This is a genomic window from Asinibacterium sp. OR53 (genome assembly GCF_000515315.1).
In the GTDB taxonomy this organism is placed as follows: domain Bacteria; phylum Bacteroidota; class Bacteroidia; order Chitinophagales; family Chitinophagaceae; genus Sediminibacterium.
In genome coordinates, this window is the sequence record NZ_KI911562.1 from 3,256,982 (window position 1) to 3,283,679 (window position 26,698).

Genomic DNA, 26,698 nt, shown 5'->3' on the forward strand with positions numbered 1-26,698 from the left:
CGGCGATTCGAAGCTGCTTCGGGAGCGTTTCGAGTGTTCTTCGACTGTCTCTCGGGATCGATTCGGGATTGATTCGGGTTTCCTTCGCACCTGCTTCGGTGTTTCTTCGGGATTGCTTCGGGAATTTGCGAAGCGATCCCGAAGCGGTCTCGAAGGATCTCCGAAGGAAACCCGAATCAATCCCGAAGCAGGTGCGAAGCGGCCCCGAAGCGCTCCCGAAGGAATGCCGAAAAAGTGGTAATATCAATCTCTCTATCTTATCTTCGTCAAGCAATCCCAGTGTAGTAATGTTTTGATGTACAAAAACAAATTTTACTTATTACTGGGATTCTTGCTTCTTTTGAGGATACTTACAATTCAACCCTAAACATTATATGAAATGTTGTTTATTGGCAGCTGTATTAACCATATTCACATTCAATGTGTATGCGCAAAAAAAGATCACCGGAAAAGTATTTGACGTTATAACAAAAGCTCCTTTAAGTGGTGCAACCATCGCATTCCAGGGCAAAGGCGGTACTACTACCGACAAGAATGGCGCTTTTCAAATTGATTGCAGCAAAACCAGTAAGATTATTGTTTCCTTTATCGGATACGAAGTGAGTCGCGTAACCATCAGGAGTTGCGACCAGGAGCTGAACATAGGTCTCCATCCGTTGAGCAATATCCTGGACACGGTAGAGATCACTGCTACTACTGCGCAGCATCCATCGCTACTTTACCAATCGGCCTCCATTGCCAAACTGGGTGAAACAGAACTCAAACGCGGTAACGGTCTGTACCTAGATGATGCCATCAACAGTAATATACCGGGCATGACCATGCAGCGACGCGGCATTTCTTCCGGACAGCAATTCAATATCCGCGGGTATGGCAATGGCATCGGCAGCACGCGTGGTATCAGCAGCAATTTCGATGGGCAGGGCGCTAAAGTTTATCTCAATGGCATTCCTGTTACCGATGCCGAAGGCATTACATTGATGGATGATATTGACTTCGCTTCGATCGGAGATGTGGAAGTAGTAAAAGGTCCTTCCGGTACTTTGTACGGATTGGCCATTGCCGGTGTGGTGAACCTGAAAACCACCAGGCCTGAGAAAGGAGTAACAACTGTTGGGCAGGATATCATGACGGGCAGTTATGGGCTGCAGCGGTTCACTACCCGTTTTAAAACAGCTACCGACCGCTCTTCCGTTTTACTTAATTACGGTTACCAGCACTCCGATGGATACATGGCACATACCGCTTCTACCAAAAGATTTACCAGCTATGCGGGAGACTTTCAATTGAACAATAAGCAAAGCATCAGTTCCTACTTTGGTTTCAGCAACAGCTATGACCAGCGTGGCGGTGAATTAACTATTGCGCAATACCAAAACATGGATTATTCCGGCAACCCCGATTACATCAAGCGCGACGCCCATTCGGCGGTCATCAGTTTCAGGGCAGGTCTGGCGCACACTTACCATTTCAATCAACAATTCTCCAATACCACTTCGGTTTTCGGCTCAGGAGTTACCAGCCATTCCAGTTCAGCCGGTGGATGGACAGATAAGAACCCCGTGAATATCGGATTGCGATCGGTAGTGAACATGAAATTCGATTTAGCCGATGGAAGCAGTGTAAGCAGCATTACCGGTATTGAAACGCAGCACCAGTATGCACAGGTGATAGGTTATAATATGGTGGTCAACCGCTTAGACACTAACGGGTATTGGATCATTGGCGCCATGCGGAGCAATCAATCCACTTATTCCGGTACAACTTCTCTCTTTACCGAATGGACCCTCTCTTTGCCGCATGATCTTTCTGTTACCGGCGGCATTGGAACAAGCAGCATGCAAATTGAACTCAAAGATCAATTCTATGTAGCGGGCAACACCAAGCCCACCCATTATCAGAACAGTTTTTCGGGAATGACTTCGCCGCATATAGCCGTGAACAAAATATTCAGCAAAGGGTTTTCTGTTTATATCAATTGCAGCCGGGGATATAAAGCTCCGGCAAGCGCTTATTTCTTTATTCCTGCAACCGGACGTCTCAATACCGAATTAAAGCCTGAGGTTGGAGACCAGATTGAGGTCGGCAGTAAAGGTGTGTTGTTCCACGATCGGCTCAGTTATCAATTGGCATTGTATGATGCGCAGTTTAAAAACAAAATGACCGTCGTTGCCGTTCCATTGAATAGTACTACCACTGCCTATAGTTATATAGCCAATGGCGGCAGGCAGGATGATCAGGGCATTGAAGCCTTACTGAAATATAAAGCCTATCAATCGGGCAGTAGCTTCTTCCGTTCTGTTCAGCCTTTTGCCAATTTTGCCTATTCGCATTTCAGGTACAGGGATTATGTTTTCCAGAAGCTGAATACACCTGCTACCAGTATCACTGTTGTTGACTACAGCGATCAGCCTGTTGCCGGCGTAGCTCCTTTTACTGCCAACATTGGGGTTGACCTTGGCTTAGCACAAGGCATGTATGCTAATGTACTGTACAGGTATAAAGATGCCATGCCCATTAGTTCCGACGGATTGAACCAGACCACCAGCTATAACCTGCTGAATGCAAAGCTGGGCATCCGGCAACATTTCTGTCAGCGCTTCAACATGGATCTTTTCTTTGGTGTCAACAACATCACCGGCGTACAATATCCCAATATGGTTTTTGTGAATCAGTTACCCGATGCTTATTTGCCAGGGCCTAATAAAGCAAACTATTTCGGGGGATTGAACTTAACTTATAATTTAGGAAACAGTAAGTAGCCCTAAACTCGCTCCATCATGAAAAAAATACAAACTTTTTATTGGATATTCCTGCTTTTATTCATAAGTGCTTGTGGGCGCTTCAGTAACAAAGAAGCGGACATGAAAAGAGATATGCGCATTGTAAGCATATCCAAACATCTTACTGAAATGTTATTCGCATTAGGGAAAGGACACAATCTTGTTGCCTGCGACCTGACCAGTACCTATCCTGATAGTGCGAAACTTTTACCATCTGTGGGTTATCACCGGGCATTGAGTGTTGAAGGCATTATTTCCATGAAACCCGATCTGGTGATCCACAGCAACGATATTGGGCCGGCTACTGTGCTGCCTCAGCTCGAGAAAGCGGGTATTCACCTGCGTGCTTTCGGCGGTGCTGCTACTTTTGATAGCGCCCGGTTGTTGCTGAAAGAACTAGGTGTTGCTTTGGGTACGGAAGCAAAAGCAGATTCCATCATCCGAAAAATGGATGCCGACAGGTTGGAAGTAGACCAGGCGCTTTCTGCAGTGAAGGATACCCCCAGTGTAATGGTTATCCATTACGGGCAGGCCAATAATGTATTTTTTGTCATGAGCGGAAGAAACGGGGCGGCAGATAAAATGATCGCTATGGCAGGTGGTAAAGCTGCCCGGTACGATGCCAAAGGTGCTCACCAGATCAGCGCAGAAGCCATTGCCATTGCAAACCCGGATGTGATCATTGCTACCAATTACGGCTTTGATAAGATGGGAGGCGCCGAACAGTTCAAGACACTACCCGGTGTTGCATTGACCAACGCCGCAAAAAACAACAGGATATACCGGTTCGAAGAGCACGACCTGGTTTATTTTGGTCCACGCAGCGGGAAGAATATTTTACAACTGATGCAGCTGATACATGCCACCGGCCATGCAAAAACTCAATAAGAAAAGCAATTTTTTCATTTTATACCTGTTGCTTGCAATCGTTTTTTTCGAAGCAGCTGCAAGCGGCGCCGTATCTATTTCCTTTCATGATATGTTGGCGGCATTCAGGCACTGGATCACCAATAGTCAGTTCCAACACATAGAAGAAAATGTATTCATACAAATCCGTCTGCCCAGGGTGTTACAGGTTATGCTTACAGGAATGGTACTGTCGGTATCAGGGGTATTGATGCAGGGATTATTCAGGAATCCCATTGTAGAGCCCGGACTTGTAGGAACCAGTGCTGGAGCAGCTTTTGGAGCTTCTCTTGTTTTTGTAGCTGGTGATCTAATAAGCATACCGGTGAAAAATGCCCTGGGCCCCATGCTGGTACCTTTTGCAGCTTTCATTGGTGCGCTGGCCGCTTCGATGGCCGTTTACTACCTGGCACGCAAAACCCATCACTTATCCATCATTTCATTATTACTTATCGGAATTGCCATTAATGCAGTGGGATTGAGCGCTACCGGCTTCATGAGTTACCTGGCGCGCGATCCGCAAGCGCGGAGTATTACTTTCTGGAGCCTCGGTAATTTCTCCGGCGCTACCTGGACGCAGGTGGGGATCACCGCTGTGGTGTCGATGATATGCCTTGCCTTTTCTTTCAGGCTAACCAACCAATTAAACATATTAATGCTTGGCGAAGACAATGCAGCCTATACAGGAGTAGACCTGGAACGATTGAAGAAAAAGGTGCTGCTGATCAACGCTGTTGTGATTGCCGTTGTAACGGCGTTTGCAGGTGTGATTAGTTTTGTAGGATTGATCACACCTCATATTATGCGGTTACTGATAGGTAGTAACAACAAAATACTGCTACCGGCTTCCATGCTTGGTGGAGCGATATTACTTACGCTGGCAGATCTGGCCGCCCGATCGTTACTGGTCCCGGCCGAAATACCCGTTGGCATCATTACCTCTCTGATAGGGGCACCGGTATTTATTTTCTTACTGAAAAAAATGAACCTGTTCAATGCTTAAGCCGATCATCAGTGTTCGCCACCTGGGATTCCTGGTAGATCAGCAATGGTTGTTACAGGATATTTCATTTGAAGTTCAACCCGGAACTTTTACCATCATCATGGGTATGAACGGAGCAGGTAAGTCTACCCTGCTTAAATTATTATCGGGCATTCATCATCCTTCAACAGGAGAAGTATTGTTAGAAGGTCAATCACTCTGTGCCATACAGACAAATCAGCTGGCATTGAAACGGGCAGTGCTTACACAACAGCAACAGCTCTCTTTTAATATGACCGCAGAAGAAGTAACGATGATGGGTCGCTACCCTTACATCAAACCTTGCCCTTCCCCACTTGACAAGGAAATAGTGCAAAACAGCATGCAACGTATGGGTATAACCCACTTAGCCAAACGCTACTATCATACCTTATCTGGCGGAGAAGCACAAAAAGTGCAAATGAGCCGCGTGCTTAGTCAGATTGGTTCTGCCACTGCCGATAACCCAAAAATATTGTTGCTGGACGAACCGGTATCTCACTTGGATATCCAATACCAGTACCAGTTCCTCGATGTTACCAAACAACTAACCAATGAATATGTAACAGTGATAGCCGTTCTACATGACATCAACCTGGCAATAAGGTATGCAGATCATATCCTTTTCCTCAAAAAGGGTCAACTGGTGCACAAGTTGGAAGAACCGGCTTCTATTAATAGTAATATTATCCAGGATGTATTTGGCATACATACCAGTATCATATCTCATCCCGAAACCCATGATCCGGTAATACTGGTTTCTCCCACGACTTAATGTTTAGACTGTCTGAAAAAGCTGCCTGTAAGAGCGGACAGTCCGGATACCAATCCTCCCAACACACCTGTAAGCAATATCAATACAACAAAGGACCCTCCCAACGGTAATATTTTTGCAACTTTGGTAGACAGTATGTGTTCATTGGCAACATCTTTCATAGCAGCCAGGCTTACCCATAAAATGAAAAGGCCCAGGAAGCCTGCCAAAAAGGCTTTCACGGCCCTTTGATGGATAGCTACTGACACAAGGAATGAAGTGATCATAAAACTCCACCAGGGAAATATTCCATAAATACCAACCGCGAAGGCAAGAAAAGCAGTGAGAAATAAAGCTGTGATGAATTTCATAATGCATAGGGTTATCCGTTGACGAAACTAATGTGCCATTTTATTTTTTCATGTTTCTGCGCTGCCTGTTTTTTCAGGAAGAGCAGGCGATAATACTTTCCGCTTGCCCAGCTATCGATAAATGTATCATAATACTTACTGCCGGGATTACCGCTTTGTCCGCCAGGGTACACACCATAAGCTTCCACTGTTTCTGTCAGGTGTACGATCATACGCCAGCTGGGGCCATGCGAATCTTTTGTTGCATTGATGATATGTGTGCCTCCACCGATGGGCAGGTGAAAGCGGCTCAGTGCCGGTATCTTCAGCAAGTGCGTGACTTTGGTGTCTTTAAAACCACCCCAGGCCAATTTGTCTTCCTTTTCAAGTTGTTTGAAATAGGCACAGGCTTTTTTACAGGCTTTGGTAATGGTTTCGCGCACGGTTTCTTTTTTATCGGGCGTATTGATGTCGTCTGCAAAACGATAGGTACTATCCTTGATCAGGCTTTCCAGTAAAGTAGATTCATCTGGCCATGGCAAGGGCAATTTGGATTTAGCAAATTCATCCGACCACATCTGTGTTTCAATGCTATCCCATATACACCTGAAAACGGTCGCGCCTTTTTCGTTGATATCATTTCGGAGATTCCAGCCTTTCAACAATGCCAGGTATTTTTTATCGGTATCGTCGAGAGATGCTTCGTCGAGGTACTTCAATATAACGGGCCTTGCCATCTCTGCGAATATGTTGTAATTATCGGTTTGCATTTGCTGCATGTCCTGCGGTGTGATGTTATTCATGGCCGACAGCTTTCTGTTGATGATAAAACCCCTATAGGGAGGGAAATTGACAGGCGCTCCGAGGTAATACGGATAGGTGCTGTCTGTAGGCATTTGATTGGCACTGCTCACAAAGCCCCTGTCGGGATTTTTGATCGCCGGGTTTTCGTCAACCGGTATATAACCTTGCCACTGGTAGCTGCTATCGGCCCCGGGTAATACAAAATCGCCCTGTCTTTTCCAGCGCGCAACAAATTTGCCTTGTTGTTTAATGGCTATATCGCCCGACACAGATGCAAAAGCAAAATTCTGCCCCGGGCATTTCCAGGTATTGATGGCGGCGAGGTAATCGTCGTAATTTTTAGCATGGTTCAAGCGAAAAAATACTTCCGGCCCATTGCCGCCCTCGTGGGCAGTCCAGTGAATAGCCAGGTATTTGCCTTCGGTGCTCGCATTCTTGTAACTGTTATCATACATAACCGGACCAAATTCAGTCATGGCGATATTTTCTACCAGGTCTGGTTTCCCCTTGATCCGGATAACTTCTTTCCTGCTATCGGCTTTTTTCCAGGCGCCGTTGTACCAATATTCCTGTAGTGTGGTGTCTTTGAATTTCAGATCGAAATAATCGATCACATCCCTTCCTGCATTGGTTACACCCCAGGCGATGCTATCGTTAAACCCAATGATGACAGAGGGCGCGCCCGGGAAGCTCGCTCCATAAGTGCTGTATTCGGGTGTGGTGATCTGTACTTCGTACCACAAAGACGGAAGGTTCAATCCAAGATGCGGGTCGTTGCAAAGTATCGGGTGTCCGCTTTGGGTTTTGCTGCCCGATACCGCCCAATTGTTGCTGCCATTGTTTTTAGCCGGCAACTCAGGAGGAGCAATGGCTGCAGTTCGTGTATGACCCAGGTAAACAGAATCGGCGCCCGCAGGTTTTTGGGGAACAACAGAAGGTTTTGCAAACTCTGTTCCCCTGGGGATAATAGGATCCAATGAATCCTGAACGGCCGGATACAATTGTTCAAAATCTTTATATCCGAAGTAATTCCTGGCATTGGTCATTTGTAAATCGGTAGTAGTGCCGCGTGCAGTAAGATCGTACGACATGAACATCAGGAAAAGATAGGTCTTGAAAGATGTCCATTCTTCGGGCCGATAGTCGAGCAGTTTGTATTCAAAAGGAATTTGTTCTGGTTTGAGCGATTTGATATAAGCATTTATTCCAGCTGCATACGATTCCACCAGGGCTTTTAGTTCAGGATGATTTTCCATATCCTTTGCAGTCTTCTCTGCTCCATATACCATTCCAAGTCTCCTGAAAAAGCGGTCGGTATTTACACGCCCTTCTCCTACGATCTCACTAAGCCTGCCGCCTGCCACATAAGTCTGGAATTCCATCTGCCACAGCCTGAATTTGGCATGCAGGAAGCCCTGAACATAATAAGCATCCAGGTCATTGTCTGCATAGATATGCGGCACGAGCCGGTCGTCCATATAAACGTCTACTTTGCCTTTCAGTCCGCTTACTTTGATATCGCCATCAAACGAAGCATCAGCAGGTTCTGCATTTTGCCAGAAGCCCTGTTGCGGAGAAAGAAAATATCCCAGCCGGGGTGTTTTGCTTTCACCGGCGGGTAACTGCACATTCAACAACGTGGTTATACCCATCGTAGCTACAGCACTGAGGATACATGGCAGGAGTCTCATAAGGAAGAATGGTTGTGTTATTGAAAATAAGGAAAAAGCCTGACTTAATGAAGATACCCGTTATTGCAGGCAGGTAATTAATTTTTCCATTTCACCATCGGTATTGAATGCATGCAATACAATTCGCAGGCGCTCTTTGCCTTTGGGAACAGTAGGATATAAAATAGGACGGACATCCAGTCCGCTATCCTGTAGCTGCATGGCCAGGTGTTTTACGGCTTCATTGCCCGGAACAATCACTGCTTGTATAGGCGTAAAAGAGACCAGCTTTTCATAAGCCAGGTTGGCTTGTTGAAATCGTTGCACCAATGCTTTCAGCCTTGCTCTTTGTGTATGCATGCCAGGAAACAGCCGGTAACTTTCACCGATAGCCGCTACGGCATGTTCGGGCAAGGCGGTGGAATAGATCAGGCTCCGTGCAAAGTTGATGAGGTAGCTGCGCAATGATGCCGACCCCAATACTACTGCACCATGACAGCCACAGGCTTTACCGAATGTATGCACCCGGGCAAAGACCGAATGCTGGTATTGTTGCTGCTGTACAAGCCCTTCACCCTCTTCTCCTATCACACCTGTTGCATGCGCTTCGTCGATGATGAGGTGGGCATTGTATCGTTGGCTGATGGCAACCAGGTTGCTGAGCGGACAAATATCTCCATCCATACTGAATACCGATTCTGTTACGATGAACAGGTTACCGGTAGCATGCTGCTGAATTTTTTTTTCCAGATCGTTCATGTCGTTATGCGCAAAAGAAAACGACTGAGCAAAAGAGAGTCGCATCCCATCGCGGATGGATGCATGACAGAGCTGGTCGTAGTATATCGTATCTCCTTTCTGCGGCACACAGGATAAGAGTCCCAGGTTCGCATCGTAGCCAGAGTTGAAGAGAAGCGCTGTTGGTGCCTGATGAAAAAGAGCAATTTGCTTTTCCACGGTTTCCATCAACGGATGATTGCCAGCGAGTAACCGGGAGCCTGTAGATCCAGATGCATTATCTGTGTCATGGGTGATGATCTTCCGGTCATGTACCATCCCCAGGTAATCATTGGAACAGAAATCAGCCTTTCCATCGGGCAGGCGGAGGCTGCGCAATGCATCGTGACTGATGCGTTCATTCAGTTTTTTTTGGAGAAAATCATCGGGGTACATCGCTCAAAGCTAAAGTTTTGTTGCAGATATTTGCGGAGGAAATAAATAGCATGATGGAAATATCCGATCATACCAAAAACATACTTGGCCTGCGCCTGCCTACCGATCCGCGTTGGGTGAACCTGACCGAGCTGAGTCTGGAAGCCATCCTCACCGATCATGCTTATTGCGAACAGAAAGCATCTGTTACCTGTATTTCACTCATTCAACGCTATGCGGATAGAGAACAACTCGTTGTTCAATTATCGCCCATCGTTACAGAAGAATGGGGACATTTCCGGCTGGTATTACACGAGTTACAACGTCGCGGACTTAAGCTGGGGCGTCAGCGGAAAGATGCGTATGTAAACAGGCTGCTCGCTTTCCAGCAAAAAGGCGGCAATGAAGAAGGAAGGTTATTGGATCAACTTCTTACCATGGCCATGATCGAAGCCAGGAGCTGTGAGCGTTTCAAACGGCTGAGCGAAGGGTTAACGGATGAATACCTGCGCAATTTCTATCGCCGTTTCATGGAAAGTGAAGCCGGACATTATGCATTATTCATCGATCTGGCAGAACTGTATATCTCCAAAGAACGTGTGAGACAGCGATGGAAAGAGTGGCTGGAACATGAAGTAGCCATCATGCAGGAATTAGAAGTGCGGGGTGATCGTATCCACTGATCTAAAAAGCGAAGTATTGTAGCTCTTCGCTGAAATCCAGGTAGGGATGTTTTTGCTGTAATTGCCAGGTCTTTTCATGATAACTAGCCATGAATTTCCTGTGCTGGGCCGACGTAGCATTAAAAGGGCGGTGGTTATGGGCAATATTGATCTCGGCAATTTCTTTGATCAGGTTTCGTGTATCATCATCCATGCAGGCGCCCAGGAATTTTTCCCATACATATTGCGTGGCCTGGTAGTTGGGGTGCACCAGGTCTTCGGCATAAAACCGGTAATCACGCAGATCATCTATTACCAGTTCATACGCAGGAAAATAATACAGGCGATCGAACTTGTCAACAAGATGATGCACGGCTTGTATCAGCACGGCTTTGCTCCTGTTGTTCTCTATCACTCCTTCACGCAGATGACGTACGGGGCTGATGGTAAAAATGATCTTCAATTTAGGGTTGAAGAAAAACAAGCGGTGGATCATATTATCCAGCACACTCAGCACTTCTTCTATAGCCATGAGGCGCCTGTAAAACCAATCAGCGGGCGCCTTGTGGTTATTGGCAGCTACAGATCCGTGTTTAGCCTGGGGGGCTTTCTCTGTTAAAGTATAAATCCACGCAGAGCCCAGCGTGATCATGATATGATCGGCATTTGACAGGTAAGCATGTGCAGCCGCTGTGGCGGTATTGATCTTTTGCAATGATGCTTCAGCTGTTGTTGCCGAAAAGCGGCTGTGGTGTTTCCAACTATGCCATGCATCGTTGTATTGGAAAAGGTCTGCTGCTGTATAGATAGTATTGTCTACATAGGCCGTGATGGCTTCTGCAACACTTACCGGGTTGAACAGTATACCATTAGGATTATCCATCACTTTGAATTTGTGTTTCTGCAACTTCTCTCCCATATTCTCTGTAAAACAGGAGCCTATCAACATCAGGTTATGCTGGTGTTGAATCGGGTGCAACATTTTCTTCACATCAAATTCAAAATGAAATTTCATAAGTGCAGAAACTCCAGGACTCCAGGGTTATAATTTAATATCCTTGGCATTTACCTTTACCACTTTCCCTTTCTCAGACACAAGAAGAAATGAACCCTCCTTCTTCTTCTTTTCCACCAGTTTTTTTAAGGCAAGTCTATTCCCCTCAATGATTTTAGCTTTTATTTCTGTGGTTTCCATGTCAGATTAAGCATAAGATTGAATAATCGCCCATTTTTCAGAATTATAAACCATAGGCCGCTTTCCCCATTTCCCTTCCGCTATCAACTCCTGATCTGTTCGTGAATTATCGAATAAAAGCCAGAAGTCAACAACATCCTTATACAAAGTAACGAAATTCTTCAGACCTGTTTGGTATCTTCTTATAATAGTTTCACGCGGGATGTCATGTCCGCCAGTTGATACCCGTTGTTTTACACGTTCAATTGCCAATTCAGGACTATCAAGCCACAGAAAAACGAGGCAAATAGCATATCCTTTCTTTTTTGCCTCAATACAAAGATTTACAAAACTTCGTGTTGCCAACGTAGTTTCGAAGGCAAAATCATGTTTTAACTCAATCAATTCATCAATACGTTTGAGCATAATTCTGCCTGCTTCAATAGATACTTTTTCTGGTTGAAATGGCGAAAGTCCTCTGGCTATTTCATCTGCATTTACGAACTCTTTGACGTTCAACAAGTCAGGTAATACCGTAAAAGAAGCGGTTGTTTTTCCCGCTCCATTACACCCTGCTATGATAAATATGGTAGGCAATTTTGAATACAGTTTAGGGCTGGACAAATAGGGTTGTTGCTAAATGAGTACTCATTTTCAAAGCTATTTCGTCCAAATCCAATGATAAGTTTCTTTTTTGAAAATAAGGTATCATCAGCAAAGTATCCATATTTCCGATCAGTTCATCCTGCGCCATGGGGCAGCCGCCGATACCTTTCAGGGCGCCGTCGAAACGCAGGCAACCCGCATCAAGCGCCGCAGTGAGTTTAGCTTCCCAGTTTTGAGCAGTGGAGTGCAGATGCACACCGATAGTAATATCCGGGTGTTGGGGAATCAATGTAATCAGTGCCTTGCTGATCTGGGAGGGAGTGGCTAATCCAACGGTATCGGCCAACGATATAATACGAATATCTTTTTCAGCCATCGCATCAGCCCATTGCAATAAAATATCTTCATTATATGGATCATTGTATGGATTACCGAAACCCATGCTGAGGTAGATCACCAGTTCTTTTCCGGTTTTCAGGCACAATTCCTGAATAGCATCCACCCGCTTCTCACTTTCTTCTATGGTACTGTTGGTATTGCGGAGTTGAAATGTGGGGGAAATGGAAAAAGGAAATCCAAGGTAATGCACCGTATCATACACCACTGCTTCTTCCGCCCCCCGCTCATTGGCTACAATGGCCAATAGTTTTGTAGAAGTACTGCCCAGGTCCAACCCTTTCAATACTTCCCTTGTATCCGCCATTTGCGGAATTGCTTTGGGAGAAACAAAACTCCCGAAATCCAATGTATCAAAACCTACTTGCAGCAATGCATTCAGGTACCGGACCTTATCGGCAGTTGCAATCAAATGCGGCCATCCCTGCATGGCATCGCGGGGACATTCTATAAGCTGCAAAGCAGGCAATAAAGTATCGGCATTCATGACAGCAAGTTACACTAAATGCAAAAGTCAAAAGCAAAACGGTGAGTGCCCGAAATGGGGCACAATGAATAAGCGGTCGTAAGAACGGTTAATCCAAATGCAAGGGATACACCCAAAAGACCAATACCTACAGAATGATAGGGTTTTAATTTCCTATCAAAATAGAAAAAAATGTTTGGATTATTTAATCCGCTGCTTCATGGCTTCATAAAGCACGATCCCCGTTGCCACCGAAACATTGAAGGAATCGAATTTCGTAGCCATAGGGATAGTAAAAAAAGCATCGGCTGCTTTGGCAAGATGCGCCTGCACTCCCCTGCCTTCATCACCCATGATGATACAGCAGGGATTGGGAAAATGGAGCTCAAATACTTTTTTATCGGCGCGCATTTCACTGGTAAAGACCTGTATACCATTCAGATGCAAGGTATCAACGGCTTTGAGCAGGCTGTTCACCCGGCAAATATGGATGTGCTCCAGTGCACCGGCACTGCTTTTCATGGCTTCTTCGTTCAGGGCACCTACTCCTTTATCGGGAATGATGATGGCCTGTGCACCGCAACAAACTGCGCTTCGGGCTATGGCGCCGATATTGCGCACATCAGTCACCCCATCGAGCATTACGAACAAAGGCGCTTCTCCTTTCGATACCACATGGTCTATCACCTGTTGCAGATCGAGATAAGGCACCAATGCAACGAAAGCCAGCACGCCCTGGTGATTGGCACGGGTAAGACTGTTGAGCTTTTCTACCGGAACAGGCTGTATAGGTACCTGGCGTTCACGCGCCAGCTGCCTGATCTGGTTTACTATGTCGCCACCAGTATTTTTTTGCAGCAATATTTTATCGATGGCCCTTCCGGACTCGAGCGCTTCTATCAGGGGTTGCCGCCCTATGATCAGGGAACTTTGTTTAACAGCCATCTGCAAATGTATTATTTCAATCGTCCCTGAACCAACATCAATTTCACTTTTATAATAGCAGCCACACTCATCGAATCAGTGATCTCTCCTTTTTCAGCCATTTGATATACCTCTTCAAAGGGCATTTTACGTACCACCAGTTGTTCCGTTTCTTCCGGCTCAGCCTCCTGTTGTGTGAGGCCTGTTGCCAGGTAAATAATGGCTTTTTCATCACTCACAGAATTGGAGAGATGCATTTCCAGTAAGGGCTGCCAGTGTGCAGCCACCAGTCCTGTTTCTTCCAGCAACTCCCTCTTAGCCCCTTCCAGCGGGGCAACACCGCCGGCGATCAGGCTACCTCCTTCGGGAATTTCCCAACTATAGGCCTGTAAAGGGAAACGGTATTGTCCTACCAGGTAGGTGTTCATCCCTTCATCCAATACCATAATACCTACGGCCGTATTTTTAAAATGCACCTTACCGTAAATACCTTTCTTTCCGGCTGGATTCAGCACATCGTATTCCGTCAGTGCAATCCAGGGATTCTGGTATACTTCTTTCTCTCCGGTTATTTTCCAGGGATTGTTTTCCATTGCGATCAATTTAATACCTCACTCAAATAAAAAACCCCTGCTTTTGACAGAGGTTTTTGTAATGAAGTGTTTTTATTTTAAACCGAATGCTTTCTTCACTTTCGGAACATAATCCAGTTTCTCCCAGGTAAACAATTCCACTTTCACTTTCTTCACTTTACCATCGGGCGATTTAAACTCTTTCGTTACTTCTTCACTCTTGCGGCCCATGTGTCCGTATGCTGCTGTTTCGCTGTAGATAGGGTTACGCAGTTTCAGGCGCTGCTCAATAAAGTAAGGACGCATATCAAACAAACCTTCCACGATCTTGGCAATCTGTCCATCGGTCTTCTTCACTTTGGCGGTACCGAAAGTGTTCACGTTGATGCTGGTAGGCTGTGCCACACCAATAGCATAAGATACCTGTACCAACACTTCATCGGCCACACCCGCAGCTACCAGGTTTTTGGCAATGTGACGGGTAGCGTAAGCCGCTGAACGGTCTACCTTGCTGGGGTCTTTACCACTGAAAGCGCCACCACCGTGCGCGCCTTTACCACCGTAGGTATCTACTATGATCTTACGACCGGTTACCCCGGTATCGCCATGTGGTCCGCCGATCACGAATTTACCAGTGGGGTTGATATGGTATTTGATCTTATCGTTGAACAGTTTCGCGTATTTCTTGTACTTGTTCTTTACACGGGGAATCAGGATCTTGATGATGTCTTCCTTGATCTTCGCCAGCATTTTGGCCTCGGTGTCAAAATCATCGTGCTGGGTAGATACTACAATGGCGTCGATACGAACGGGTTTGTTGTTATCATCATACTCCAGGGTCACCTGGCTCTTGGCATCGGGACGCAGGTATTTGATCTGCTTGTTCTCGCGACGAAGGGCAGCCAATTCGATCAATATTTTGTGGGCCAGGTCCAGCGCCAGCGGCATGTAATCATCTGTTTCATTGGATGCATAACCAAACATCATACCCTGATCGCCCGCTCCCTGCTCTTCTTTCTTCTTACGGTCAACACCCTGGTTGATATCGGCTGATTGCTCATGAATAGCGGAAAGAATACCACAGCTGTTGGCTTCGAACATGTATTCGCTCCTGGTATAACCGATCTTACGGATCACACCACGGGCGATCTCCTGCACATCCAGGTAAGCTTTGGATTTCACTTCACCGGCTAATACTACCTGACCGGTAGTTACCAGTGTTTCACAAGCCACTTTTGATTGTGCGTCAAAGGCCAGGAAATTGTCGATCAATGCATCAGATATCTGATCGGCCACTTTATCCGGATGTCCCTCAGATACACTTTCAGAAGTAAAGAGATAAGGCATATTGTTTTGTTTAGTGAGTGCAAATATAGATCAGTAAGAAATAGTCTATCAAATACGTGAATAAATAATCCGCAGGCGCATCCTGAAATGGGAATGCGTTCCACCTCCCAGGCGAATCCTTCCATAACCAATGGTATTACCTATTGAGGAAGGTGTTAGATAATAAAGCGAACCGGTACCGGTATTGGCCGGATAGGGATTGTGGTAATGTAAAGAGTCGTTCACAGGTGCCGTGAGGCGAAGCGTTTGCAGGGTATCCTGCCGGGTAACGATGCCTTGTACATAACGGCTCAGGTCGAACACATAAGTACCCAGCCTGTCGTATCCCGGAACAGTTTTATACAGGAGCCCTCCTCCAAAAGAAGAAATATTCGCGCCGCTCGAACCTACAATGAAGTCATTGGGTACATTTCGTTTGTAATTATTCGCAGAATCGAATACGCTCAACAATAGGAAACGCGGTGGCAACAGTTGGGTTTCCAGCATTGAATTGGCGTCATCGGGCACCTGCTCAGCAATCAGCTCAGCGCGGTGAATGATGCGGTTTGATAACGTTTTCAGTCCGGGTATCCGTACCCGCACATAAGTGCCGGGGCCTGTTTGAAGGTATACCAGGGAATCGGGTTTGGATGTTGTGGTCAGGTGATTGGCGACTTCACTTCCGCTGCGGTTGCGGGTTACATAGTTTACGCTGCCGCTGGACGAATGGCACCTGAAATACCGTACCGAAGTATCCCGTTGGGTAGCGCCGGTGCTGCTGGAATTATAATAGAGCGCCAGTTTGGTGCTGGTATCTACCAGGTTGATCCTGAGCAGGGCGTTGGCCGGACTCACCGCATCTGCAGTAACAGCAAAGCCGGCAAAAACGGTCCGCAGTAAAGAGTCTGACTTATATACATTACTCGAATCGTACACTTTCATGAACCTCCTGGCCACATCATTGTTCAACCTGATGCGCAACTGGTTAGTAGTTTTTTCAAAACGGTTCTTAACAGAGTCGCCCAGGCGCCTGATGTCAACGGTTACGGGAGCTGCCAGCGGACCGAGGGTTCTGATCGGATACAGATCCGGATAATTGGCGGGATAGTTCCGCGTAAGGTCGATCGGCGTGGTGGGATCGATCTCAGAAACATTAATACGGAGCGGCTGCGTGGAATCGCCATACACCCCATCGTAATGCAGGATCAGCACCGCCGAATCTACTACAACGCTGTCTTTTGTGCCCGGTATATAAAATGGATAAGAATCGGGCTGCATTTCAAAATACATCGCCGCTTTGGTCTTTCCGAAAAGCGGGTCATTGGTAATAGCGCCCAGCACGTGCATATCTGAACGATATACCCTCGCTGTATCGGGGTCGTCGAAATTATCTGTGATAACATCCAGCAGCGTATCCTTGGTAATCACACCATCGATGGGCGGAATAAGCCCGCTGCCCAGGTCGGTGGAAGTGATGCGCGTACAGCCTGCAACAATTAAAATGATGAGAAAAGAAAAAACAAATCGCTTTCGCAGTGTAAAGGGTAAATGCATGGATGGTAAGTAATTACTTGCTCGCAAGGTCGTTGTACAATTCTAAATACTCTGTTAAATCAGAATCCCAGCCTTTGAAGGGAACTACTTTTTTACCCTTTACTTTGGCAAATTCTTCAACGAGTTTTTTGTCTATTTTATCGGCACCAAAACTAATGGCATCTGCATAGGTTGCGCCACCTCTGAAAAGAGCCGTATTGGTCGCTTCTTTGAATGGCTCCAGGTCTTTATCCTTCACGTTGGCATTGATCAATGCCTGTTTCATGAAATCGGCACCCATTTTTTCTTTGAATGTGTTCTGTCCGATCGTGAATACCACTTTACTATTACTGAACACCGGCTCTTTTTTATAAGCCGTTTTAATATAAGCAGGTATCAACCCGGTCATCCAGCCACTACAATGGATGATATCGGGGGGCCATCCGAATTTCTTCACTGTTTCCAGCGCTCCTTTGCAAAAGAAAACGGTGCGCAGGCCATTGTCTTCAAACCAGTGCTCATCGTCGTCGTGAAAGATCTGTTTGCGCTTGAAGAAGTCCTCATTTTCGAGAAAATACACCTGCAAACGGGCATTGGGCAGGGAGGCTACTTTGATCTGTAAAGGATGATCGTCGTTATCGACCGACACATTGATCCCGGATAATCTTACTACTTCGTGCAACCGGTGCCTTCTTTCATTGATCACCCCAAACCTGGGCATAATGCACCTCACTTCCAATCCACCATCATTGCTTTTGATAGCCAGCTTGTTGATCACTTCGGCAAATTCTGTCAGCTCCAGGTAAGGAGACATTTCAGTAGCTATGAATAAAATTCTTTTCTTTGTCGACATTATTACGCCCTTTTTACCAGAATGCTCAAAAATGAGTTGGCGAAGGTACGAAAAATATAGGGAATTTGTATATCTGGCCTATCCGGGCCTTTAATCCAGACCTCAATGATCCTTTTTAAAAAAGCCGGTGAACTCAAACAATACCTTTCAGGTCATGTCCTTCCAGGGCAAAAAAAGGGGTTTGTACCCACCATGGGGGCGCTGCACGAAGGGCATATTTCGCTCATTGAGCGCTGCCGCCAGGAAAGCGACCTGGTCATTTGCAGCATTTTTGTAAACCCTGCCCAGTTCAACGATCCGGCCGATTTTGAGAAATACCCCATCACCATTGAAAACGATATCCTTTTATTGGAAAAGGCCGGAACGGATATCCTGTTCCTCCCTTCTGTAAATGAAATATACCCCAATGGAAACCCCACTGAGCATTATACCCTGGGAGACATTGAAACCCTGCTGGAAGGGCGGTTCAGGCCCGGGCATTTCCAGGGTGTTTGCCAGGTAATGTATCGTCTTCTGAAGATCGTAACGCCTCAACTTCTGTTCATGGGACAAAAAGATTACCAGCAATGCATGGTCATTCAACAATTGCTCCGCCTCATGGGATCTACAACGGAATTGGTTATCAGCCCAACACAAAGAGAAACTTCTGGCCTTGCGATGAGCAGCCGGAATATGCGGTTATCGGAAAAAGGGAAAGAAACAGCCGCCGCCATCTACCAGGCGCTTCAATGGATCAAAGCACACTTGCAACAAGGCACTACCAATGATCTCATACAACATGCCGGCAGTTTGTTAACAACGGCAGGGTTTGACAAGATCGATTATATCAGTATTGCGCACGCCGAAACGCTTGTCCCGGTGGACTCTTGGGATGGCCATACACCGCTGGTGGCTTTAGCAGCAGCATTCCTGGAGGATGTGCGGCTGATTGATAATCTCTCCCTCAATTGATGGTGAACTTCTTACTTTTGCACCATGATGCAAATAGAAATATTGAAATCGAAGATCCATCGTGCCGTTATTACAGAAGCCAACCTGCATTATGTAGGCAGCCTGACGCTCGATGAAGACCTGATGGATGCGGCCAACCTGATCGAAAATGAAAAAGTGCAGGTAGTCAATGTTAATAATGGCGAACGTCTCGAAACTTACCTTATTAAAGGTAAACGCGGCAGTGGTGTTGTTTGCCTGAACGGTCCGGCTGCCCGCCGCGGAGCCGTTGGCGACCTGGTGGTGATCATTGCTTATGCCACCATGGATTTTGAAGAAGCGAAAAAATTCCAGCCTGCGGTGGTCTTTCCAAAAGAAGGGAATAAACTCTGATGAATAAACGCTTCATCTCCATATTGAAATATCTTTTTTTCCTGGGATTGGGCATTTTCCTGGTCTGGTGGAGCCTGCACCAGATACCCAAAGAGAAATGGGGCGATTTTAAAAAAGACCTGGCAACGGCCAATTACTGGCTGGTGATCCCTGTATTTGTGGTACTGGCGCTCAGTCACCTGTTAAGGGCCTTGCGGTGGAACATCCTCATGCAACCCATGGGTTACAAACCGCATATCACCAATACTTTTTTTGCTGTGATGATCGGTTACCTGGCCAACCTGGCTGTTCCCCGTTTGGGAGAAGTGTTGAAATGTACCATACTGGCCCGCTATGAAAAAGTGCCGGCAGAGAAACTCGTGGGCACCATCGTGGCCGAAAGAGCGGTGGACGTGATCTCATTGGGCATTGTATTCTTCCTGGCCCTTATCACGCAGTTCGATGTGCTGGGCGCTTACGGAACAGAACTGTTCAGGCAATTGTTTGAAAACAAGCGTGGCAGCTTTTCCCCGTTGCGAATCATTATTGCGCTGGTTGTTTTGCTGCTGATCTTACTGACTATCCGGATATGGTTCAGACAGTTCTCGCATCTGAAAGTGGTGATCCTCGCTAAAAAAATCCTGAAAGGTATCTGGGAAGGGTTGAGCAGCATTGGCAAGCTCAAGAATAAAAGAGCGTTTATTTTGTATTCGGTGGGGATATGGGGACTATATATTTTCGGCACATGGATAGGTTTGCTGGCCACTTCGGGCACTTCGCACCTGGGCCTCCAGCATGCAGTGGCCGCTCTGGCTTTTGGCAGTATCGGCATGATCGTAACACCCGGTGGAATCGGCGCTTATGCTTATTTTATTGCGAAAGTGCTGGAACAAAATGATATTCCTTTTGAAACGGGTTTTGCCAATGGCACCCTGCAATGGTTCGCGCAGTTCATCATCGTAGTCATTATTGGCGCCCTAAGCCTGTTTCTCTTACCCGTTTACAATAAAAAGAAAGAAATACCGGTTTCTCTTTAGTCTCATACTTTATTATTTATTATGAAAGCCATCGACGCCATCGCCCATAAAATTGTAACGCTTCCGCAACTACTGGCGAGAGCCGCTTCATGGCGTATATTGGGCAAGACCATTTCGTTCACCAATGGCTGTTTCGATATCTTACATGAAGGACATATCTTTTCTTTATCACAAGCCGCAAAAGAAGCAGATTACCTTGTAGTGGGCGTAAACAGCGACCGGAGTGTAAAAGCCCTGAAAGGTCCTGACAGGCCTGTGAACCACGAACACAGTCGCGCCATGATACTGGCCAACCTGGTAGTGGTAGACGCTGTGGTGGTCTTTGATGAAGATACACCACTGCAACTGATCAGCGCCCTATTGCCCGATGTACTGGTAAAAGGGGGCGATTATACAGTAGAACAGATCGTAGGCAGCAAGGAAGTATTGGCCAATGGAGGAAAGGTAGTAATCAACCCGATCGTGGAAGGCTTCTCTACTACCGGCATCATCCGGCAGATCAAATCATCTTATTCATAAACTTAACGCCAACAGCCATTGATCTTTTCTATATTTGAATAGAATAGATCGGAACGGTATGTTGAAAAAGCACCTCATTCAAAGAGACATCAGTTGGTTAAGTTTTAATGCAAGGGTTTTACAGGAAGCAAACGACCCCTCGGTTCCCCTCAAAGAAAGGATCAGGTTCTTAGGTATCTTCTCCAATAACCTGGATGAGTTTTTCCGTGTGCGGGTAGCCACCCTCAAGCGCATGCTCGAGTTTTCTGAAAAGAGAAAAAAACTCAACATGCACATGGAAGAAAACCCGCAGTCCATCCTGGACCAGATACAGATCATTGTGCTGAAGCAACAGAATGAATTCAACCGCATCTGGGAAGGCATATTAAAAGAGCTGAAAAAAGAAAAGATTTTCCTGATTGATGAAAAGCACCTCAACCGCGCACAACAGGCTTTCGTAAGGAAATACTTCGACGAGGAAGTTCGTTCCAACATCATCCCGCTGATGATCGAAACTTTGCCCAGCCTGCCCTACCTGCGGGATAAAAGTATTTACCTGGGTGTGGTCATGCATAAAAAGACTTCTGCCTACGACCAGAAATATGCGCTGATCGAAGTGCCTGTTACGGCCATCGGCCGGTTTATTTTGCTGCCTTCCAAACCCGGCGAACACCACATCATCCTGCTGGAAGATGTAGTGCGTTTCAACCTGCCGCATATCTTCTCTTATTTCGAATACGATACTTTCGACGCCCATATTTTCAAAGTAACCAAAGACGCAGAGATAGACCTGGATAATGATGTGAGCACTACGTTTGTGGAGAAAATGGAAAAGGGACTTAAGAACAGGCGTAAAGGGAAGCCGGTTCGTTTCGTGTACGACAAAGAAATGGACACAGGATTGTTAGAATACCTCACCCACCGCCTGAACCTCACGCGCAAAAGTAATGTCATTCCAGGCGGGCGTATCCATAATTTCAGGCATTTTATGGATTTCCCGGATATTTTCAATCATAAAAGCCTGCGTCGCAGCTCCTTCACCCATCATGCGCTGAGAAGCAGTCTGCGCGTAACAGATGTGATCATTCAAAAAGATGTGATGCTACATTTTCCTTATCACTCTTTCGATCCGCTGATCGACCTGTTGCGGGAAGCGGCCATGGACCCCGATGTAAAATCCATTAAGATCACCGCTTACCGCCTCGCTTCCAATTCCAAAGTGATCAATGCACTGATCAATGCGGCGAGAAATGGCAAGGAAGTTGTGGTGATGTTAGAACTCAAAGCCCGGTTCGATGAAGAAGCTAACCTGGAATGGAAAGCCATACTGGAAGAAGAAGGCGTAAAAGTGTTATTGGGTGTGCCACGGATGAAAGTACATGCCAAGCTCTGCATCATCAAAAAAAGGAAAGGCAACAAAACCGTGCAGTATGGCTTTGTGAGCACCGGCAATCTCAATGAAAAAACAGCGCACGTGTACGGCGACCATTGCCTGTTAACAGCCAACCGGAATATCATGGCCGACATCAACCGTATCTTTCATTACCTGGCTAACTGGACACAGGGGCCACACCAACTCAAACTTTGCAAAACACTGATGGTTTGTCCGACCATCATGCGCAAACAACTCCTTGCCCTCATTCAGAACGAGATCAGGCACGCGAAGGCTGGCAGAGAAGCTTCGATCATCCTCAAACTCAATTCACTAAGCGATACGATGCTCATCGAAAAATTATACCAGGCTGCGGCAGCGGGTGTAACGATCAATCTCATTGTACGAAGTATCTGCTGCGCCATGACCGATCAGAAAAAGATCCGCCAGCATGTAACAGCTATCAGTATCGTGGATGAATACCTGGAACATGCACGGGTGATGATCTTCCATAACAATGGGAAAGAAAAAATATTTATTTCAAGCGCCGACTGGATGGTACGGAACCTGGATCACCGGGTGGAAGCCGCGGTGCCCGTGACAGACCCGGGCATACGTAAAGAATTGAAAGATATTATCCACATTCAATTAAGAGACAACGTGAAAGCGCGGATCCTGAACCACGAATTATCCAACAACTATGTACCTTCCGAAGGCAAAAAATTGATACGTTCGCAGATAGAGACGTATCATTACCTGTACAAGCAAAACACGGTGCATAGTGAGACTGGCAGCCATTGATATCGGAAGTAATGCCGCGCGATTATTGATTGCAGAAGTGGGTCATGATATAACCGGCAAGCCCCTGTTCAACAAACTGAACCTGGTGCGTGTGCCTTTGCGCCTGGGATTCGACGTGTTTGAGAAAGGAGAAATATCCAAGGAAAAAAGAGGCATGGTATTGCAAACCATGAAAGCCTATAGCCACCTTATGAACGCCTATGGCGTTGACCACATCATTGCTTGCGCCACCAGCGCCATGCGCGACGCACGCAACAGCGAGGACCTGATCCGCAAGATCAAACTTGAAACAGGTATTTCCATAGAGATCATCAGCGGAGAACTGGAAGCGTCTATTATTTACGAAAACCATATTGCCGAAAACATGGATACTGACCACAGTTATCTTTACATAGATGTGGGCGGTGGCAGTACGGAACTCACTTTTTTTGCCGATGGCAAGCTGGTGTTCAAAGAATCTTTCAACATAGGCACTATCCGGCTACTGAAAGATATGGTAGACGACGAAAAGTGGAATCAAGTGAAGGATGTGATCAAAACCAGGACCCGCAATTATAAAAAGATCACAGCCATTGGTACAGGCGGCAATATCAACAAAGTGTTTTCACTGAGTAAGAAAAAAGACGGCAAGCCACTGAGCCTTGACCTGCTGAAAGATTATTACAAGGAAATCTCCAACTTTTCTGTTGAAGAACGCATCAACATATACAAGCTGCGGGCCGACCGGGCCGATGTGATCGTACCTGCCCTGCAGATATACATCAATGTGATGCGCTGGGCAGAGACCGAAGAAATATTCGTACCCAAAATAGGTCTTGCCGACGGGCTCATACAACACTTGTATTCCGAACTGGAAGCCAATAAAGTTCTGTAATTTGCACCGAATGTAACCAACCCTGTTGCTATGTCTGTAAACAAGGAAATCAAAAAAGTAACCACCCATACCCTGCTCAGGATGAAAGCCAGCGGGGAAAATATTTCCATGATCACGGCCTATGATTTTTCTTTCGCCAGGCTGTTCGATGCCGCAGGCATCGATGTTGTACTCGTGGGTGATAGTGCCAGTAATGTGATGGCTGGTCATGAGACCACCGTACCCATTACGCTCGAGCAGATGATCTATCACGCCCAATGCGTGGTACGCGGCATTTCCAGGGCCTTGGTGGCAGTAGATATGCCTTTTGGTTCTTACCAGTCCAATTCAGACATAGCGCTGGCTTCCGCTATCCGTATCATGAAAGAGAGTGGTGCGCATACCATCAAGCTGGAAGGCGGAGAAGAAGTGGTGGACAGCATCCGGCGGATTGTATCGGCGGGCATACCTGTGATGGGACACCTGGGGTTGACACCGCAGTCCATTTATAAATTCGGCACCTATGCCGTAAGAGCCAAAGAAGAGCTGGAAGCCGAAAAGCTCAAGCGCGACGCACAGTTGTTGCAGGAAGCAGGTTGCTATGCTATCGTGTTGGAGAAAATACCTGCTTCACTGGCCAAAGAAGTGAGCGAAAGCCTTTCCATACCCACCATCGGTATTGGCGCAGGTCCGCATTGTAACGGGCAAGTGCTGGTAATGCATGATATGCTGGGCATCAACAATGAATTCAAACCACGTTTTCTACGACAATACCTAAACCTCCAGGAACAGGTAACGGGAGCGTTAAAACAATACATTGGAGATATCAAGTCAGGCAGCTTTCCTTCTGAAAGCGAATCGTACTGAGTATTTCACCGATCGCAGCCGATATTTCGCCCAAATTCTTTTTTGCTCCGTGACAGTCGCAATAGATTTGAAATAATGAACAACAAGAAAATAGTCACTGTCCTCTCCCATGTTGCTGCCTGGGTTTGCTTTTTCTTTTTACCCTACCTGGTTTTTTTTCCCGCGACTGCGCGAATTCAGTATGAGCGAGCACATGCTGGCAACCATCATTTGTAACAACATTTTCCTGGTTTTCTTTTATTACCTCAATACCCTCGTACTCATTCCCAGGTTGATGGTCCATGAGCGGTGGTTGTGGTATATTCTTTCAGTTGCAGTCTGCCTGGCTGTATTCCTGTATGCTCCACGCGCCATTGCTACATTGTTCGTACAACCGGAATACATTTATCAGAACAATGCTTTTGTAAGAAACCCTGCTTTTACCGGAACACCCAGGATGACAAGGCCACCACGTTGGCGCCCCCGCACTGCTGCCGATCCCTACAATACAGTTCTTTTCCTCCTCGTGTTTGCTTTCGGAACCTGTATTTCTATCACCCAACGATGGCTCAAAACAGAACAAACACGTAAAGAAACAGAAAACGAAAAACTCAATACTGAGTTGTCTTTCCTGAAATCACAGGTAAATCCCCACTTCTTCTTCAACACACTCAACAATATCTATTCACTGGCGATAGTGCGCAGTGAAAGGACCGCTCCTGCAGTGATGAAGCTTTCCTCCATTATGCGGTATATCCTTACCGAAACTGAAAGGGACCTGGTTCCGCTGCACAATGAAGTGGATTTTATACATAACTTTATTGAGTTACAACAGGTGAGGTTGACAGATAAGGTAAAACTGGATTTTGCCGTAGAAGGATCAATAGATGATATGTTGATAGCACCGCTGGTTTTTATCCCGTTTGTAGAGAATGCGTTTAAATACGGGGTGAGTACAAAAGAAACTTCTTCTATTGATATCCGTATCCATACGGAAGAAAGGAAGATATTTTTTACCTGCGTCAACTATATTGTTTCATCGGAGAACAATCTCACCGAGAACACGGGTATAGGTATCAATAATGTTAAACGCCGGCTGGAGCTGATGTATCCCGGCAAGCACATACTGGTTACCAAAGAAGAAAACCGTTATTATACCGTTCACCTGGAAATTACTACCTGATGATACGCTGCATAGCCATAGATGACGAACCCCTTGCACTGCAACTGATCAATGAATATTGCGGCAAGATATCTTTCCTGGGACTGGAAAAAGTCTTCACCAATACAGATGAAGCAAAAGCATACCTGAACCAGAACCCGGTTGACCTGGTCTTCCTGGATATCCAGATGCCCGACATCAACGGTATCCAGTTTTACAAAGGACTTAACCAGAAGCCACTGGTAATTTTTACCACTGCTTATAAAGATTTTGCCGTGGAAGGCTTCAACGTGGATGCGGTAGATTACCTGCTCAAACCCTTTGAATACGACCGTTTTCTAAAAGCCGCTTACAAAGCCAAAGAATACCTGGAATTCCTCAGTTCACAGGAGTTGCAGCTCAATTCGATTTTCGTGAAAGTGAACTACGAGATCATGAAGATCAACCTCAAAGACATTGAGTTGGTAGAAGCGCTGGACGATTACATCAAGATCTATATCAAACCCAATCCCGTATTAACACTCATGACCCTCAAAAGCATCCAGGAAAAATTGCCAGCCAGGGATTTTGTAAGGGTACACCGGTCTTTCATCGTACCCCTGGCCAGGATAGAAAAATTCAGCAAAACCAAGCTCTGGATTGCCGGAAAAGAGATCCCCATAGGCAGTAGTTACAGCCAGGTCTACGACCAATTGTTAATGATTTCCAAAAACAAGTGATTCCCCGACAAAATCGCCATTCTCACCTAATTGATTTGTACGCTTTTAATCAATCTTTAATTTTACATTGAAAATGCTGAATAAGCGTTTCATGCAGGGTTTTAGATAATAAAAAGGTATCACAGGTTGTTCTCAACGGATGTGGTACCTTTTTTA

General features: G+C 46.1%; 26 protein-coding genes. 14 read left to right on the forward strand and 12 right to left on the reverse strand.

The genetic code is table 11. The features are described 5' to 3' along the window. Positions 1–389 precede the first annotated feature (389 nt). The 4 genes from SEDOR53_RS0114500 to SEDOR53_RS0114515 are packed head-to-tail and all read left to right on the forward strand — an operon-like array spanning position 390 to position 5,485. On the forward strand, positions 390–2,762 hold the full coding sequence (locus tag SEDOR53_RS0114500; protein ID WP_198018965.1) for a TonB-dependent receptor: 2,373 nt from the start codon (positions 390–392) through the stop codon (positions 2,760–2,762). Positions 2,763–2,780: 18 nt separating this feature from the next. Beyond that, positions 2,781–3,671: a hemin ABC transporter substrate-binding protein gene (locus tag SEDOR53_RS0114505; RefSeq protein WP_026770373.1), complete on the forward strand. Its 891-nt coding sequence runs from the start codon at positions 2,781–2,783 to the stop codon at positions 3,669–3,671. After that, positions 3,655–4,692: an iron ABC transporter permease gene (locus tag SEDOR53_RS0114510; RefSeq protein ID WP_026770374.1), complete on the forward strand. Its 1,038-nt coding sequence runs from the start codon at positions 3,655–3,657 to the stop codon at positions 4,690–4,692. The genes SEDOR53_RS0114505 and SEDOR53_RS0114510 overlap by 17 nt, the downstream gene beginning before the upstream one ends. Then, the gene (locus tag SEDOR53_RS0114515; RefSeq protein ID WP_051416665.1) at positions 4,685–5,485 is read left to right on the forward strand and encodes a heme ABC transporter ATP-binding protein; all 801 of its coding nucleotides are present in this window, start codon (positions 4,685–4,687) and stop codon (positions 5,483–5,485) included. The genes SEDOR53_RS0114510 and SEDOR53_RS0114515 overlap by 8 nt, the downstream gene beginning before the upstream one ends. Here the strand turns inward: SEDOR53_RS0114515 and SEDOR53_RS0114520 are convergent. From SEDOR53_RS0114520 to SEDOR53_RS0114530, 3 genes are read right to left on the reverse strand one after another with little or no spacing between them, the layout of a single operon-like run. Continuing rightward, entirely contained in the window at positions 5,482–5,835 is a 354-nt protein-coding gene (locus SEDOR53_RS0114520) for a hypothetical protein (protein WP_026770376.1), read from the reverse strand. The genes SEDOR53_RS0114515 and SEDOR53_RS0114520 overlap by 4 nt on opposite strands. 11 nt (positions 5,836–5,846) lie before the next feature. Next, positions 5,847–8,309 carry a penicillin acylase family protein gene (locus SEDOR53_RS0114525; RefSeq protein ID WP_026770377.1) on the reverse strand — a complete coding sequence of 821 codons (2,463 nt, stop codon included), beginning with the start codon at positions 8,307–8,309 and terminating at the stop codon, positions 5,847–5,849. Positions 8,310–8,369: 60 nt separating this feature from the next. After that, positions 8,370–9,461 (reverse strand): 8-amino-7-oxononanoate synthase, encoded by a 1,092-nt coding sequence (locus tag SEDOR53_RS0114530; RefSeq protein WP_026770378.1) that lies wholly within the window; start codon positions 9,459–9,461, stop codon positions 8,370–8,372. Positions 9,462–9,511: 50 nt separating this feature from the next. On the opposite strand from SEDOR53_RS0114530, the gene SEDOR53_RS0114535 reads away from it, so the two are divergent. After that, a complete protein-coding gene (locus tag SEDOR53_RS0114535) occupies positions 9,512–10,123 on the forward strand; it encodes a tRNA-(ms[2]io[6]A)-hydroxylase (protein WP_232214781.1) in 612 nt (203 codons plus the stop codon). A 1-nt stretch (position 10,124) separates the two neighbouring features. Here the strand turns inward: SEDOR53_RS0114535 and SEDOR53_RS0114540 are convergent, their stop codons facing one another. From SEDOR53_RS0114540 to SEDOR53_RS0114580, 9 genes are all read right to left on the reverse strand, one after another. After that, on the reverse strand, positions 10,125–11,117 hold the full coding sequence (locus tag SEDOR53_RS0114540) for a GSCFA domain-containing protein (protein ID WP_026770380.1): 993 nt from the start codon (positions 11,115–11,117) through the stop codon (positions 10,125–10,127). A 27-nt stretch (positions 11,118–11,144) separates the two neighbouring features. Beyond that, complete coding sequence (locus SEDOR53_RS19145) at positions 11,145–11,297, reverse strand: hypothetical protein (protein WP_157576845.1); 153 nt, start codon at positions 11,295–11,297, stop codon at positions 11,145–11,147. 6 nt (positions 11,298–11,303) lie between these two features. Beyond that, on the reverse strand, positions 11,304–11,873 hold the full coding sequence (locus SEDOR53_RS0114550; RefSeq protein WP_026770381.1) for a zeta toxin family protein: 570 nt from the start codon (positions 11,871–11,873) through the stop codon (positions 11,304–11,306). 13 nt (positions 11,874–11,886) lie between these two features. After that, positions 11,887–12,765, reverse strand: a complete 879-nt coding sequence (locus SEDOR53_RS0114555) for a hydroxymethylglutaryl-CoA lyase (RefSeq protein ID WP_026773778.1) — start codon at positions 12,763–12,765, stop codon at positions 11,887–11,889. 180 nt (positions 12,766–12,945) lie between these two features. Continuing rightward, a complete protein-coding gene (rlmB, locus tag SEDOR53_RS0114560) occupies positions 12,946–13,689 on the reverse strand; it encodes a 23S rRNA (guanosine(2251)-2'-O)-methyltransferase RlmB (protein ID WP_026770383.1) in 744 nt (247 codons plus the stop codon). Positions 13,690–13,700: 11 nt separating this feature from the next. Next, entirely contained in the window at positions 13,701–14,261 is a 561-nt protein-coding gene (locus SEDOR53_RS0114565) for an NUDIX hydrolase (protein ID WP_037361401.1), read from the reverse strand. Positions 14,262–14,333: 72 nt separating this feature from the next. Continuing rightward, positions 14,334–15,587, reverse strand: coding sequence for a methionine adenosyltransferase (gene metK, locus SEDOR53_RS0114570; protein WP_026770385.1), 1,254 nt, complete (start codon positions 15,585–15,587; stop codon positions 14,334–14,336). 48 nt (positions 15,588–15,635) lie between these two features. Then, a complete protein-coding gene (locus SEDOR53_RS0114575; RefSeq protein ID WP_026770386.1) occupies positions 15,636–17,120 on the reverse strand; it encodes a DUF4270 family protein in 1,485 nt (494 codons plus the stop codon). A 13-nt stretch (positions 17,121–17,133) separates the two neighbouring features. Beyond that, positions 17,134–17,952 (reverse strand): glycogen/starch synthase, encoded by an 819-nt coding sequence (locus SEDOR53_RS0114580; RefSeq protein WP_026770387.1) that lies wholly within the window; start codon positions 17,950–17,952, stop codon positions 17,134–17,136. A gap of 105 nt (positions 17,953–18,057) precedes the next feature. On the opposite strand from SEDOR53_RS0114580, the gene panC reads away from it, so the two are divergent. The 9 genes from panC to SEDOR53_RS0114625 all read left to right on the forward strand — a co-directional run bounded on the left by panC (position 18,058) and on the right by SEDOR53_RS0114625 (position 26,542). Then, complete coding sequence (panC, locus tag SEDOR53_RS0114585; protein ID WP_026770388.1) at positions 18,058–18,903, forward strand: pantoate--beta-alanine ligase; 846 nt, start codon at positions 18,058–18,060, stop codon at positions 18,901–18,903. Positions 18,904–18,930: 27 nt separating this feature from the next. Next, positions 18,931–19,275, forward strand: a complete 345-nt coding sequence (panD, locus tag SEDOR53_RS0114590) for an aspartate 1-decarboxylase (RefSeq protein ID WP_026770389.1) — start codon at positions 18,931–18,933, stop codon at positions 19,273–19,275. Continuing rightward, a complete protein-coding gene (locus tag SEDOR53_RS0114595; protein WP_026770390.1) occupies positions 19,275–20,291 on the forward strand; it encodes a lysylphosphatidylglycerol synthase transmembrane domain-containing protein in 1,017 nt (338 codons plus the stop codon). The genes panD and SEDOR53_RS0114595 overlap by 1 nt, the downstream gene beginning before the upstream one ends. A gap of 21 nt (positions 20,292–20,312) precedes the next feature. After that, positions 20,313–20,810, forward strand: coding sequence for a D-glycero-beta-D-manno-heptose 1-phosphate adenylyltransferase (rfaE2, locus tag SEDOR53_RS0114600; RefSeq protein ID WP_051416666.1), 498 nt, complete (start codon positions 20,313–20,315; stop codon positions 20,808–20,810). Positions 20,811–20,844: 34 nt separating this feature from the next. Continuing rightward, on the forward strand, positions 20,845–22,962 hold the full coding sequence (gene ppk1, locus SEDOR53_RS0114605; RefSeq protein WP_232214782.1) for a polyphosphate kinase 1: 2,118 nt from the start codon (positions 20,845–20,847) through the stop codon (positions 22,960–22,962). After that, the gene (locus SEDOR53_RS0114610; protein WP_026770393.1) at positions 22,943–23,836 is read left to right on the forward strand and encodes an exopolyphosphatase; all 894 of its coding nucleotides are present in this window, start codon (positions 22,943–22,945) and stop codon (positions 23,834–23,836) included. The genes ppk1 and SEDOR53_RS0114610 overlap by 20 nt, the downstream gene beginning before the upstream one ends. 30 nt (positions 23,837–23,866) lie before the next feature. Next, on the forward strand, positions 23,867–24,682 hold the full coding sequence (gene panB, locus SEDOR53_RS0114615; protein WP_026770394.1) for a 3-methyl-2-oxobutanoate hydroxymethyltransferase: 816 nt from the start codon (positions 23,867–23,869) through the stop codon (positions 24,680–24,682). A 109-nt stretch (positions 24,683–24,791) separates the two neighbouring features. Further along, on the forward strand, positions 24,792–25,844 hold the full coding sequence (locus tag SEDOR53_RS18150) for a sensor histidine kinase (protein WP_051416667.1): 1,053 nt from the start codon (positions 24,792–24,794) through the stop codon (positions 25,842–25,844). Continuing rightward, complete coding sequence (locus tag SEDOR53_RS0114625) at positions 25,844–26,542, forward strand: LytTR family DNA-binding domain-containing protein (protein ID WP_026773770.1); 699 nt, start codon at positions 25,844–25,846, stop codon at positions 26,540–26,542. Before SEDOR53_RS18150 ends, SEDOR53_RS0114625 begins: the two co-directional genes overlap by 1 nt. Positions 26,543–26,698 lie beyond the last annotated feature (156 nt).